The 12959-nt window shown below is 71.7% G+C and carries 12 protein-coding genes; 8 read left to right on the forward strand and 4 right to left on the reverse strand.

The genetic code is table 11. The annotated features are described in order from the left end of the window. The first annotated feature begins 3 nt into the window (after positions 1-3). From MTP13_RS11140 to MTP13_RS11155, 4 genes are all read left to right on the forward strand, one after another. Positions 4-1044 (forward strand): 4-hydroxy-3-methylbut-2-enyl diphosphate reductase, encoded by a 1041-nt coding sequence (locus MTP13_RS11140; protein WP_189085112.1) that lies wholly within the window; start codon positions 4-6, stop codon positions 1042-1044. A gap of 83 nt (positions 1045-1127) precedes the next feature. Continuing rightward, positions 1128-1799, forward strand: a complete 672-nt coding sequence (locus MTP13_RS11145) for a TetR/AcrR family transcriptional regulator (protein WP_243567830.1) — start codon at positions 1128-1130, stop codon at positions 1797-1799. Beyond that, positions 1790-3523 (forward strand): ABC transporter ATP-binding protein, encoded by a 1734-nt coding sequence (locus tag MTP13_RS11150; protein WP_243567831.1) that lies wholly within the window; start codon positions 1790-1792, stop codon positions 3521-3523. The genes MTP13_RS11145 and MTP13_RS11150 overlap by 10 nt, the downstream gene beginning before the upstream one ends. Beyond that, on the forward strand, positions 3520-5502 hold the full coding sequence (locus MTP13_RS11155; protein ID WP_279399726.1) for an ABC transporter ATP-binding protein: 1983 nt from the start codon (positions 3520-3522) through the stop codon (positions 5500-5502). The genes MTP13_RS11150 and MTP13_RS11155 overlap by 4 nt, the downstream gene beginning before the upstream one ends. Before the next feature lie 9 nt (positions 5503-5511). Here MTP13_RS11155 and MTP13_RS11160 read toward each other — a convergent pair whose 3' ends face one another. Beyond that, positions 5512-6141 carry a DUF6264 family protein gene (locus MTP13_RS11160; RefSeq protein WP_243567832.1) on the reverse strand — a complete coding sequence of 210 codons (630 nt, stop codon included), beginning with the start codon at positions 6139-6141 and terminating at the stop codon, positions 5512-5514. Between the two features lie 7 nt (positions 6142-6148). Further along, entirely contained in the window at positions 6149-7180 is a 1032-nt protein-coding gene (fbaA, locus tag MTP13_RS11165) for a class II fructose-bisphosphate aldolase (protein ID WP_243567833.1), read from the reverse strand. 94 nt (positions 7181-7274) lie between these two features. On the opposite strand from fbaA, the gene MTP13_RS11170 reads away from it, so the two are divergent. From MTP13_RS11170 to MTP13_RS11180, 3 genes are all read left to right on the forward strand, one after another. Continuing rightward, the gene (locus tag MTP13_RS11170) at positions 7275-8312 is read left to right on the forward strand and encodes a fructose-bisphosphatase class II (RefSeq protein WP_243567834.1); all 1038 of its coding nucleotides are present in this window, start codon (positions 7275-7277) and stop codon (positions 8310-8312) included. A 143-nt stretch (positions 8313-8455) separates the two neighbouring features. Next, on the forward strand, positions 8456-9445 hold the full coding sequence (gene glpX, locus MTP13_RS11175; RefSeq protein WP_189084517.1) for a class II fructose-bisphosphatase: 990 nt from the start codon (positions 8456-8458) through the stop codon (positions 9443-9445). 67 nt (positions 9446-9512) lie between these two features. After that, positions 9513-9902, forward strand: a complete 390-nt coding sequence (locus MTP13_RS11180; RefSeq protein ID WP_243567835.1) for a VOC family protein — start codon at positions 9513-9515, stop codon at positions 9900-9902. 29 nt (positions 9903-9931) lie between these two features. Here the strand turns inward: MTP13_RS11180 and MTP13_RS11185 are convergent, their stop codons facing one another. Together MTP13_RS11185 and MTP13_RS11190 are read right to left on the reverse strand one after the other, a co-directional pair. Further along, positions 9932-11416 (reverse strand): DNA recombination protein RmuC, encoded by a 1485-nt coding sequence (locus MTP13_RS11185; RefSeq protein ID WP_243567836.1) that lies wholly within the window; start codon positions 11414-11416, stop codon positions 9932-9934. Positions 11417-11494: 78 nt separating this feature from the next. Continuing rightward, entirely contained in the window at positions 11495-12112 is a 618-nt protein-coding gene (locus MTP13_RS11190) for a 3'-5' exonuclease (RefSeq protein WP_243567837.1), read from the reverse strand. Positions 12113-12178: 66 nt separating this feature from the next. Between MTP13_RS11190 and MTP13_RS11195 the strand changes: the two genes are divergently transcribed. Continuing rightward, on the forward strand, positions 12179-12928 hold the full coding sequence (locus MTP13_RS11195; protein WP_243567838.1) for a class I SAM-dependent methyltransferase: 750 nt from the start codon (positions 12179-12181) through the stop codon (positions 12926-12928). Positions 12929-12959 lie beyond the last annotated feature (31 nt).

Consider the following 12959-nt stretch of genomic DNA (forward strand, 5'->3'; position numbering starts at 1 on the left):
GGCATGCCGAGGATTCCGAGCGTGCGAGGCCGGCTCAAGGATATCCCCGCCGGCCGACCCAAGCGCGTGCTGCTCGCCGCGCCCCGCGGCTACTGCGCCGGCGTCGACCGCGCCGTGATCGCCGTCGAGAAGGCGCTCGAGCACTACGGCGCGCCCGTCTACGTGCGCAAGCAGATCGTGCACAACATCCACGTCGTGACCGAGCTCGAGAAGCAGGGCGCGATCTTCGTCGACGAGGTCGACGAGGTGCCCGAGGGCGCGCACATCGTGTTCAGCGCGCACGGCGTCTCGCCCGCAGTGGTCAACGCCGCGGCCGACCGCGGCCTGCACGCGATCGACGCGACGTGCCCGCTCGTCACGAAGGTGCACCGCGAGGCCGTGCGCTTCGCCCGCGACGACTTCGAGATCCTGCTGATCGGCCACGAGGGCCACGAAGAGGTCGAGGGCACGGCGGGCGAGGCGCCCGACCACGTCACGCTCGTGAACAGCCCCGACGACGTGCCCGACATCGAGGTGCGCGACCCCGACAAGGTCGTGTGGCTCTCGCAGACGACGCTCTCGGTCGACGAGACGATGGAGACGGTGCGGCGACTGCGCGAGCGGTTCCCGAACCTGCAGGACCCTCCGTCCGACGACATCTGCTACGCGACGCAGAACCGCCAGGTCGCGATCAAGAAGGTCGCCGCCGAGGCGGAGCTCGTGATCGTGGTCGGCTCGGCGAACTCGTCCAACAGCGTTCGCCTCGTCGAGGTCGCGCTGGAGAACGGCGCCAAGGCCGCCTACCGCGTCGACTACTCGAGCGAGATCCGGCAGGAGTGGCTCGACGGGGTCGCCACGGTCGGCGTCACGAGCGGCGCCTCCGTGCCGGAGGGGCTCGTCAAAGAGGTGCTCCTCGAGCTCGCCGACGCGGGCTACGGCGAGGTCGCCGAGGTGAAGACGGCCGAGGAAGACCTCATGTTCTCGCTGCCGAAGGAGCTCCGCAAAGATCTGGCGGGAAATCGGGATGCGCGCGCCCTCGGCGGGCGCACGCGCGCCAACGGCTGAGCGCATGCGGCGGCCGGTCCGCTCCGCTTCGCCTCGGGCGAACAGGATTGGAGTGAGCGCTCACTCAGCGTAGGCTCCCGCTCGTGACCACGACGAGCGAGACCCGCAGAGGGCGGGCGAAGCCGATGTCCGTCGACGAGCGCCGCGAGGCGATCGCCCGGGCGACGCTGCCGCTGCTCATGGCGCACGGACGCGACGTCACCACCCGCCAGATCGCCGAGGCCGCGGGCGTCGCCGAGGGTACGCTCTTCCGCGTCTACGGCAACAAGGACGCGATCGTGGATGCCGCGGTCGCGGCCTATCTCGAGCCGGGACCCTTCCGCGCCGAGCTCCGCCGCATCGACCCCGCTCTGCCGCTGGAGCTCAAGGTGCGGATGATCATCGACCGCTTCCACGACCGCTTCGCCGGCATCTTCGGCGTCTTCGCGGCGCTCGGCACGCACCCGAGACCGCCGGTCGACGTCAATGTCGACGCGATCGTCGCGATCTTCGCGGAGCTGCTCGCGCCCGAGCTCGAACGCCTCCGGGTGCCGCCCGCCACCGTCTTCGCCTTCGTGCGGGTCGTCGCGTTCCCCTCGGCCCTGCCGCACTTCAGCTCCACGATCTCGCTCGACTCCGCCGAGCTCGCGAGCCTCGTCTGCCGCGGCATCGCGCACGATCCGCCGGGCGCAGCGGCTGCGTCATCCGCAGCGGCTGCGTCCTCACCCGTCCCCGCCGACCTGCCCGCAACCGAGAGGAGCGAGCCGTGCTCGTAACCCTGCTTCGCCGCTATCTGCGGCCCTACTGGCCGTTCCTCGTCGCCGTCGTCGTCTTCCAACTCGCACAGTCGATCGCCTCGCTCTACCTGCCGAGCCTCAACGCCGACATCATCGACGACGGGGTCGCGACCGGCGACACCGGCGTCATCTTCCGCCTCGGCGGGATCATGCTGGCGATCACGCTCGTGCAGGTCGCCTGCGCGATCGCCGCCGTGTACTTCGGCGCTCGCGCGGCGATGGCCCTCGGCCGCGACCTCCGCCGCGCCGTGTTCCGCCGCGTCTCCGACTTCTCCGAGCAGGAGGTGTCCCGCTTCGGCGCACCGAGCCTCATCACCCGCTCGACGAATGACGTGCAGCAGGTGCAGATGCTCGTGCTGATGAGCTGCACGATCCTCGTGTCCGCCCCGATCCTCGCGATCGGCGGTGTCATCATGGCGCTCCGCGAGGACCTGCAGCTCTCCTGGATCATGGTCGTCGCGGTGCCGGTGCTGCTCGTCTCGGTCGGGCTCATCATCAGCCGCATGGTGCCGCTGTTCCAGTCGATGCAGCGCAAGATCGACAACGTGAACCGGGTGCTGCGCGAGCAGCTCACCGGCATCCGCGTCATCCGCGCCTTCGTCCGCGAGGGCGTCGAGAGCGCGCGCTTCGACGAGGCCAACGACCAGCTCACCGACACCGCGCTGAAGGCGGGACGGCTGTTCGCGCTCGTGTTCCCGATCGTCATGCTCGTGCTGAACCTGTCGAGCATCGCCGTGCTCTGGTTCGGCGCGTTCCGGGTCGAGGACGGCTCGATGCAGATCGGCTCGCTCACCGCGTTCCTCAGCTACCTCATCCAGATCCTCATGGCCGTGATGATGGCGACGATGATCGCGTTCCTGCTGCCGCGCGCCGCGGTGTCGGCCGGACGCATCGGCGAGGTCCTCGAGACCGAGCCGAGCGTGGTCGAGCCGACCGCCCCGGTGAGCGAGCTCAGCGAGCCCGGCACCGTCGAGTTCCGCGATGTCACCTTCGCCTACCCCGGCGCCGACGAGCCCGTGCTGCGCGAGGTGAGTTTCACCGCCCGGCCCGGTGAAGTGACCGCGATCATCGGCAGCACCGGCGCCGGCAAGACGACGATCGTGAACCTCGCCGCGCGACTCTTCGACTCGACGTCCGGCAGCGTCCGCGTCGGCGGCGTCGACGTGCGCGAGCTCGACCCCGACGTGCTGAACGCGCAGTTCGGACTCGTGCCGCAGAAGCCCTACCTCTTCGCCGGCACCGTCGCCTCCACGCTGCGCTACGGCAACCCCGACGCGAGCGACGAGGAGCTCTGGGCCGCGCTCGAGACCGCGCAGGCCCGCGACTTCGTCGAGGCGATGCCGGAGCGGCTCGAGGCGCCGATCGCGCAGGGCGGCACGAACGTGTCCGGCGGACAGCGCCAGCGGCTCTCGATCGCCCGCGCGCTCGTCAAGCGGCCGGCCGTGTTCCTGTTCGACGACTCGTTCTCGGCGCTCGACACGGCGACCGATGCGCGCCTGCGGGCTGCGCTCGAGCGCACCGTCGGCGACGCCACGATGATCGTCGTCGCCCAGCGCGTCGCGACGATCACCGGCGCCGACCAGATCCTCGTCGTCGAGGGCGGTCGCATCGTCGACCGCGGCACCCACACCGAACTGCTCGAACGATCGCAGCCGTACCGCGAGATCGTCGAGAGCCAGCTGAGCGTCGAGGAGGCGGCATGAGCGAGACGAAGACCCCCCGCACCCCGGTGCGCCGGGGCCCGATGGGCGGCGGACCGATGGGCGGCATGGGCATGCCCGCCGAGAAGTCGATGAACTTCGGCCCCTCGGCGAAGCGCCTCGTCGGGCGGCTCGCGCCCGAGCGCGGCCCCGTCGTGTTCGTCATCCTGCTCGGCATCGTGAGCGTCGTGTTCTCGGTGCTCGGCCCGAAGATCCTCGGCCAGGCGACGAACCTCATCTTCGAGGGCTTCTTCTCGGCCCAGCTGCCCGCGGGCGCCACCAAGGAGCAGGTCGTCGAGGGGCTGCGCGCGCAGGGGCAGGACCAGCAGGCCGACCTGCTGTCCTCGCTCAACCTCACGCCGGGCCAGGGCATCGACTTCGGCGCGGTCGCGACCGTGCTGCTCTGGGTGCTCGCCCTGTACGTGCTGTCCTCGCTGTTCGGCTGGGCCCAGGCCTACGTGCTGAACGGCGTGACGCAGCGCACGGTGTACCGGCTGCGCCGCGAGGTCGAGGAGAAGATCCACCGGCTGCCGCTGTCGTACTTCGACAAGATGCAGCGCGGCGAGCTGCTCTCCCGAGTCACGAACGACATCGACAACATCTCGCAGACGTTGCAGCAGACGATGAGCCAGCTGCTCACCTCGCTGCTCACCGTCGTCGGCGTGCTCGTGATGATGTTCGTCATCTCGCCCTGGCTCGCCCTCATCGCGCTCGTCACGATCCCGGCGACGCTGCTCATCACGACCGTCATCGCGAAGCGCTCGCAGAAGCAGTTCGTGGCGCAGTGGACCCACACGGGCGTGCTGAACGCGCGCATCGAGGAGGCCTACTCCGGTCACTCGCTGGTGCGCGTCTTCGGCCGCAGGAAGGAGGTCGAGCAGTCCTTCGACGAGAAGAACGAGGAGCTGTACCAGGCCAGCTTCGGCGCCCAGTTCGTGAGCGGCATCATCATGCCCGCCATGATGTTCGTCGGGAACCTCGTCTACGTCGTCATCGCCGTCGTCGGCGGGCTCATGGTCTCGGGCGGTTCGATCTCCCTCGGCGACGTGCAGGCGTTCATCCAGTACTCCCGGCAGTTCACCCAGCCGCTCAGCCAGCTGGGCGCGATGGCGAATCTGCTGCAGTCCGGCGTCGCGAGCGCCGAGCGGGTCTTCGAGCTGCTGGACGCCGAGGAGCAGGTGCCCGACCCCGTCGAGCCGGAGACGCCCGCCGAGGAGTCCGGCCGGCTCGTCTTCGAGGACGTCTCGTTCTCCTACGACCCCGAGAAGCCCCTCATCGAGGACCTCTCGCTCGTCGCGGAGCCCGGGCAGTCGATCGCGATCGTCGGCCCGACCGGCGCGGGCAAGACGACGCTCGTGAACCTGATCATGCGCTTCTACGAGCTCGACGGCGGGCGGATCACCCTCGACGGCGTCGACGTCACGAAGATGACCCGCGACGAGCTTCGCGGCCGCATGGGCATGGTGCTGCAGGACACCTGGCTGTTCGCCGGCACCATCCGCGACAACATCGCCTACGGCCGGCCGGATGCCACGGAGGAGGAGATCCTCGACGCCGCCCGCGCGACGTACGTGGATCGCTTCGTGCGCTCGCTGCCCGACGGCTACGACACCGTGCTGGACGACGAGGCGTCGAACCTCTCGGCCGGCGAGCGGCAGCTCGTGACGATCGCCCGGGCGTTCCTCGCGCAGCCCTCGGTGCTCATCCTCGACGAGGCGACGAGCTCGGTCGACACCCGCACCGAGCTGCTGCTGCAGCACGCGATGAACGCCCTGCGGGCCGACCGCACGAGCTTCGTCATCGCGCACCGGCTGTCGACGATCCGCGACGCCGACCTCATCCTCGTGATGGAGGCCGGCCACATCGTCGAGCAGGGCACGCACAGCGAGCTGCTCGCGGCGGGCGGGGCGTACGCCCGGCTCTACGAGGCGCAGTTCGCCGCACCGCTCGAGGACGACGCGGAGGAGGCGGTGGCCTCCTGACGCGGAGGCTTACGGGGTCGGGCTCGGCGTCGGGGTGGTGACCCCGGTGACGAAGTCGACGTACGTGGGGTCGTTCAGCATCACGATCGACAGCAGCACGAGCGTCACGACGAAGGAGGCCGCGCCGCCGGCGAGCGGGATCCAGAAGGCGAGCCGCCCCGCGCGCAGACGGAGGACCGACAGGCCCAGCACGACGGCGTAGAGGGCGAGCTGGATGATCGTGCCGACGAGCACGAGCGTGGGCAGCCACTCGGGCGGGGTGAACGTGCCGACGCCCATGAGGTCGTAGCTCAGCTGCATCTGCCGGGGGATCTCCTGCAGCGATGCGGCCGAGTTCCAGGCGCCGAACGCGCCGAAGGCGAGCAGGCCGATCGTGAGGATCCGGTCCCAGCCGGGTGCGCGACGGGCCGGGGCGGCCGCCGAGGCATCCGCCGGCGTCGGCTGCGGCGGCAGCGGGGCGGATGCCTCGGGGCGCGCAGGCGCGGCGGGCGCGCTCGGCTCGGCCGCCTCGGGCGGCTGCCAGCTCCAGCCGGGGGGCGCGTACTCGCCGTAGCGAGGACGAGGCCGCTCGTCCAGAGACGGGGGAGTCGGGGTGCCCGGCTCCGGCGTCTCTGGACGTGCGGCCTCGTCGTTCGTCATCTCGGCCTTAGGCGCTGATCGACTGGCCGGCGGAGCCGAGCTGACGGGTCGACTCGCCGACGCGGACGGCCATCGCCGACTCGGCCACCTTGCCCCAGGCGCGCGGGTCGTACTGCTTCTTGTTGCCGACGCCGCCGTCGACCTTGAGCACGCCGTCGTAGTTCTGGAACATGTAGCCCGCGATCGAGCGGGTGAACGCGTACTGGGTGTCGGTGTCGATGTTCATCTTCACGACGCCGTTCGCGACCGCCTCGGCGATCTCGGCGTCGGTCGAGCCGGAGCCGCCGTGGAAGACGAGGTCGAGCGGCTTCGGGCCGGTGCCGTACTTGGCGGCGAGGCCGTCCTGGATCTCCTTCAGCAGCGCGGGACGCAGCTTCACGTTGCCGGGCGCGTAGACGCCGTGCACGTTGCCGAAGGTGAGGGCGGCCATGTACCGGCCCTGCTCGCCGAGGCCGAGCGCCTCGACGGTCGAGATCGCGTCCTCGAGGGTCGTGTAGAGCGCCTCGTTCGAGCCCTCGTGCTTGACGCCGTCCTCCTCGCCGCCGACGACGCCGATCTCGACCTCGAGGATCGCGTTGATCGCCTTCATGCGCGGCAGGATCTCCTTCGCGATCTCGAGGTTCTCGTCGAGGGGCACGGCCGAGCCGTCCCACATGTGCGACTGGAAGATCGGGTTGCCGCCGGCCTTCACGGCCTCCTCGGAGGCCTCGAGCAGGGGGAACACGAAGTCGGCGAGGGCCGGCTTCGGGCAGTGGTCGGTGTGCAGCGCCACGGTGACCGGGTAGGACTTGGCGACCTCGTGCGCGAAGCGCGCGAAGGCGAGGGCGCCGGTGGCGCGGGCCTTCACGGTGTGCCCGGCGAAGTAGTCGGCACCGCCGGTGGTGACCTGGATGATACCGTCGGAGCCCGCCTCGGTGAGACCCTGCAGCACCGCGTTCAGCGTCTGCGAGCTCGAGACGTTGAAGGCCGGGAAGGCGAAGCCCTTGGCCTTGGCGGTGTCGAGCATCTCGGCGTACTGCTCGGGAGTTGCGATGGGCATGGAGGCTCCTTCGTGACGACAGCGGGATCGGCTCGAGTCTACCGAGTTCGCGCGTCGCGCCCAGGGGTGCGCGGGGGTCGGCCAGGATGATGGCGTGATCGTTTCGCTCGATGTCGCTGATCTGACGGACCCCCTCGTCGCCGCGGTCGTCGCCGCGGCGGCCGGCTGTCTCCCGCTCGTCGGCGGGGGCGACGGCGACGCGCTCGACGGGGCGGCGGTCGCGGCCATGCGCGGGGCGCTCGCCTCGGCGCCGGTCGAGGGGCGCGTCGTCGTCGGCGAGGGCGAGAAGGACGAGGCGCCCATGCTGAGCCCGGGCGAGCGCTTCGGCCGCGGCGGCGTCGCCGTCGACCTCGCGGTCGATCCCGTGGACGGCACCCGGCTCGCGGCGGCCGGGCGACCGGGCGCGATGGCCGTGGCTGCGGCGACCGCCCGCGACGGCTTCCTGCACATCGGGCCGGCGCACTACCTCGACAAGCTCGTCACCTGGGTGCCGGGCCTCGGAGCGGCGGATGCCCCGGCCGGCGAGCTCCTCGCGGCGGTCCCCGCACTCGTGGCGCGGGCGGCCGAGCTGCGCGGCGTCCCGGCGGCCGAGGTGCGCATCGCCGTGCAGGAGCGCCCGCGCAATCGCGGCCACGCCGAGGCGGTGCGGGCGAGCGGCGCCGAACTCGTCGCCTTCGAGCACGGTGAAGTGGAACGCAGCCTGCGGGCGCTGCACGGGGGAGCGCGCGACGGATCGGTGCGAGCCGGAGCATTGGCGGCCGCCGATGCCGGGCCCTTCGGCGAGGGGCCGCTCGACGCCGTCCTCGGCATCGGCGGCGCCCCGGAGGGGGTCATCGTCGCGGGCGCGGCCCGCGCGCTCGGCGGATCGATGCTCGCCCGCTTCGCCCCGCAGTCCCGGCGCGAGGCGGAGCGGATCCGAAGCGCCCTCGGGGCGGACGTCGTCGACCCGCGGCGGGTGATCTCACTCGAGCTGCTCTGCGCAGGGCCGGCCGAGGTCGTCGTGGCCGCCGTCACCCCGTGCGAGATCGGCGTCGAACTGCCAGGCGCCGAGGATCGTGCCGGCGGGGTCCGGGTGGCGTGGTGGTCGGCCGCCTCGGGACGACACGGGCGGATGGACTTGCCGGGCGGTTAAGAACGGGCGAAATTGCACGGCCGTGCACGCCCAAACCGCGTCGGGTTTCGCGGCGGCTCGTTAGGCTCGTGGTGGCGGGAACACCGCCGATCGGCGCGCCGTGAGACGATCCGCGGCGCAGATGCGTCCTGGAGGACCCCCTCATGAGCAACGAAGCCAGCCTGTTCCACCACCCCGACCGCAACCTCGCGCTGGAGCTCGTGCGGGCGACGGAGGCGGCGGCGATCCGGGCGGTTCCGTGGATCGGCAAGGGCGACAAGAACGCGGCGGACGGCGCCGCGGTCGACGCCATGCGGGCCTTCCTCGCGACGGTCGACTTCGATGGCGTCATCGTGATCGGCGAGGGCGAGAAGGACGAAGCCCCGATGCTCTTCAACGGGGAGCGGGTCGGCTCCGGCAACGGCCCCGCCTGCGACATCGCGGTCGACCCGATCGACGGCACCTCGCTGACCGCGGCGGGCCGTTCGCACGCACTGTCGGTGCTGGCGGTCTCGGACCGGGGCACGATGCTCGACGCCTCCAGCGTCTTCTACATGGACAAGATCGTCACCGGCCCGGCGGGCCGCGGCGTCGTCGACATCCGCAAGCCCATCGGCGAGAACATCCGTGCGTACGCCGCCGCGATCGGCAAGGACGTCGCCGACGTGCGCGTCGCCGTGCTCGACCGCCCGCGCCACGAGCAGCTGATCGCCGACATCCGCGCCGCGGGCGCCGGCACCCGGCTCATCCTCGACGGCGACGTCGCGGGCGGCATCAACGCGGCCCGGCACGACTCGCGCATCGACATGTGCGTCGGCATCGGCGGCAGCCCCGAGGGCATCACGACCGCGTGCGCGGTGAAGGCGCTCGGCGGCTTCATGCAGGGCCGCCTCGCGCCGAAGGACGACGAGGAGCGCGCCCGCGGCGCGGCGGCGGGGCTCGACGTCGACGCGGTGCTCGAGCTCGAGGACATGGTGCGCGGCGACAACACCTTCTTCGTCGCGACCGGCGTGACCGACGGCGCGCTCGTCGCGGGGGTGAAGCGCGAGGGCGACTACATCACGACGGAGTCGGTCGTGCTGCGCTCGAAGTCGGGCACGCTGCGTCGCGTGCAGGCGGAGCACCTCGCCTCGAAGTGGCTCGACGAGGACTGAGTCCAGCCCCTCGACGCGACCCTGTTCGCGTGCCAGGCTGTGCCCTGGACCGATCGAGGAGGTTGCCGTGATCGAGATTCGCGATGCGTTCCCGGGCTTCGCCGTGCGGGATGTCGAGGCGGCGCTCGCCTTCTACCGCGACGTGCTGGGGCTCGAGGCGGTCGAGGCGATGGGCGGCTTCCGCTTCGCCCTGCCGTCCGGGCAGTCGGTGTTCGTCTACGGCAAGCCGGACCACAGTCCGGCGCCGTTCACGATCCTGAACTTCGAGGTCGACGACGTCGACGCCGCCGTCGATGCGCTGAACGCGGCCGGCGTGGTGACGAAGATCTACTCCGGCGAGCAGGATTACGGCACCGACGAGCGCGGGATCGCGCACGGCCGGGAGTCGGGGATGGGGCCGGACATCTGCTGGTTCCGCGACCCGTCCGACAACGTGCTCAGCGTGCTGCGCGGCTGACGGCGGCTGAGCGGCGGGCCTCGCCCGACTCAGTCGTCGTCGCCGAGCCGAGCCCGGATGCCGGCATCGATGTCGGCGAAGACGTCGAGTTCGTCGGCCGCTGCGGCGGCGGGTGCCGCGGGCGACTCGAGCACCTCGGCGTCGGCGACGTCGCCGGCGCGCTCGCCGGCGTCGCGCTCGGCGGGGATCGCCGTGGTGAACTCGTACGCGGTCAGCTCGCGCGGGCTCTCTTCGATGCCCTCGAGGGTGGCGAGCACCTTCGTCTCGTCGAGCGCCTTGAGCTTGCGGGCGGTCGGCAGCACGCGCGACTCGAGCGAGCCGACGAAGGTGTTGTAGTCCTTCACGGTGCGCTCGATGGTGCGGCCGAGCTTCTCGATCTGCCCGGCGGTGGTGGCGAGGCGGCCGTAGAGCTCGCGGCTGAGGTCGAAGAGCGTCTTCGCCTCCTTCGTGAGCACGTCCTGCTGCCAGCTGAACGCGACGGTCTTCAGCACCGACCAGAGCGTGACGGGCGAGGCGAGGGCGACCCGCTTCGAGAAGGCGAACTCGAGCAGCGACGGGTCGGCCTCGAGCGCGCTCGAGATGAGCGACTCGCTCGGGATGAACGCGATGACCATCTCGGGGGAGGCGCCGAGGCCCTCCCAGTAGGTCTTGCCGCCGAGCGCGGTGATGTGGTCGCGCACGGCCTTCACGTGGTTCTTCATGAGGCTCTCGCGGCGGCCGGCATCGGCGCCGGTCGCGGTCGCCGGGATCTGGCTCGCCTCGAGGTAGGCGTTGAACGGCACCTTGGCGTCGACGGCGATGTGCTTGCCGCCAGGCAGGTGGATGACCATGTCGGGGCGGCCGGCGCCGGCGTCGGTGGTGACCGAGTGCTGGGTGTCGAAATCGACGCGCTCGATGAGCCCCGCGGCCTCGACCACGCTGCGCAGCTGCGTCTCGCCCCAGACGCCACGGGTGCTGTTCGAGCGCAGCGCCGAGGCGAGGGACTCGGCCGTGGAGCGGAGCCGCTCCTCGTTCTCGGCGGCGATCTTCAGCTGCTGGCTGAGCTCGCCGTGCTGCTGGTGCCGCTGCGTCTCGAGCGCGGTGACCTTGCTCTGCATCTCGGTGAGGGTCTGCTTGACGGGCGCGAGCGCCTGGAGCACCTTGCTGTCGGCGGCCTCGCGCTGCTCGCGCTCGCGCCGCTCGAGCTCATGGCGCTCGACGATCTCGCGGTACTGCTGCCTGGCGCTCAGGATCTGCTCGCGGAGGCCCTCGGCGGTCGCCTCGATCGCGGAGAGCTCGGCGCGCAGCTCGGCCTGCGCGCGCTGCTCGTCGGCGAGCAGCCGGGAGCGCTCGGCCGCGTGCTCGGCCTGCAGGGCGGCCAGCTGCGCCTCGTGGCGCGCCTCGACGAGCGCGGGGTCTTCGGCCGGCGCGGCGTCGGGGCTGCCGGCGGCCCGGCGCGACGCCAGGACCCAGGTGGCGAGCCCCCCGAGGGCGGCGCCGACGAGGAGGCCGATGATGAGCAGCAGGATCTCCATGCCGACAGTGTCGCAGCCGCCTCCGACATCCGCGCCGAGGCGCCCGGCGAGCCGACGCCGCGGACCGGCTGCGCGCGCCTACTGCAGGGCCATCGGCCCGTGCGCGGCGTCGCGCGCCTTGACGGCGCGGGCGCCGAGCGCCCCGACGCGCACGCCCGTGACGTGGGCGAGCCGCTCGAGGTCGTCGGCCTCGTGCCGCCTGGCGGCGTGGGCGACGATCGCGGCGCACGCCTCGGCGTCGTCGAGGGCGTTGTGGTGCGAGAAGTCCTCGAAGCCCGCCGCCATCGCCGCGACCGGGAGACGGTACGAGTCGAGGTGGTAGGTCTTGCGAGCCACCTGCAGGCTGCACAGGTAGCGGTGGTCGGGAACGGGCAGCTCGAGCACCGCGCAGCTCTTCTCGATCACGCCCATGTCGAAGCCCGCGTTGTGCGCGACCAGCCAGTCGGCGCCGGCGAACTCGCGGAACTCGGCGAGCCGGTCGCCCCAGCCGGGCGCCTCGGCGACCATCTCGGGCGTGATGCCGTGGATGCGCACGTTCCACTCGACGAACTCGTCGTGCGGGAACGGCGGGCGCAGCAGCCAGTACTCGCGCTCGACGACGCGGCCGTCGCGCACCTTCACCATGCCGACCGAACAGGCGGAGGCTCCAGAGGAGTTCGCGGTCTCGAAGTCGATGGCGGTGAAGTCCACTGGCATGCGGGCATCGTCGCACGCGCCTCCGACGGTTGACGGATGCCTCGCCGCGGGCGTGGAATGGGAGACATGAATCCGGGGGACGCCGAGGCGCAGCGGCACGCGAGGTCGTTCGGCGACGCGGCATCCGTCTATCAGGCGGCCCGGCCCGGCTACCCGGCCGAGGCGGTCGCCTGGTTGATCGGCGACGCCGCCCGCGTGCTCGACCTCGGCGCCGGCACCGGCAAGCTCACCCAGGCGCTCGTCGCGCTCGACCGCGAGGTGATCGCGGTCGACCCGGTCGAGGAGATGCTCGAGGAGCTCGAGGTCGCGGTGCCCGGCGTGCCGCGCATCCTCGGCACGGCGGAGGAGATCCCGCTCGAAGACGGCTCGGTCGACGCGGTCGTGGCCGGTCAGGCGTGGCACTGGTTCATCCCGTCCCGCGCGGTGCCGGAGATCGCGCGCGTACTGCGGCCGGGCGGCGTGCTGGGCCTCGTCTGGAACAGCCGCGACACGAGCGTCGGCTGGCTCAAGGAGGCCGGCGAGATCATGCACGAGCGGCACGACGCGAGCGCGAGCTTCGAGCAGTACGTGCAGATCGGTGCGCCCTTCGGCCCCATCGAGGAGCACACCGTGGACTGGACCGCCCGGATGAGCCGCGTCGGCTTCCTCGACCTCGTGCGCTCCCGCTCCTACTTCATCACCTCGAGCCCCGGCGCCCAGCGGGACACGATCGCCCAGCTGGAACGGCTGTTCGCGCGGCATCCCGACCTCGCCGGCCGCGACGAGCTCGACGTGCCGTACCGCACCCGCTGCTTCCGCGCCCGCCTCGACGGCTGAGCCGCACGCCGGGCCGGCGAAGCCCGGCCGG

Origin of the sequence: Agromyces soli, assembly GCF_022811605.1 — a bacterium.
GTDB lineage: Bacteria > Actinomycetota > Actinomycetes > Actinomycetales > Microbacteriaceae > Agromyces > Agromyces soli.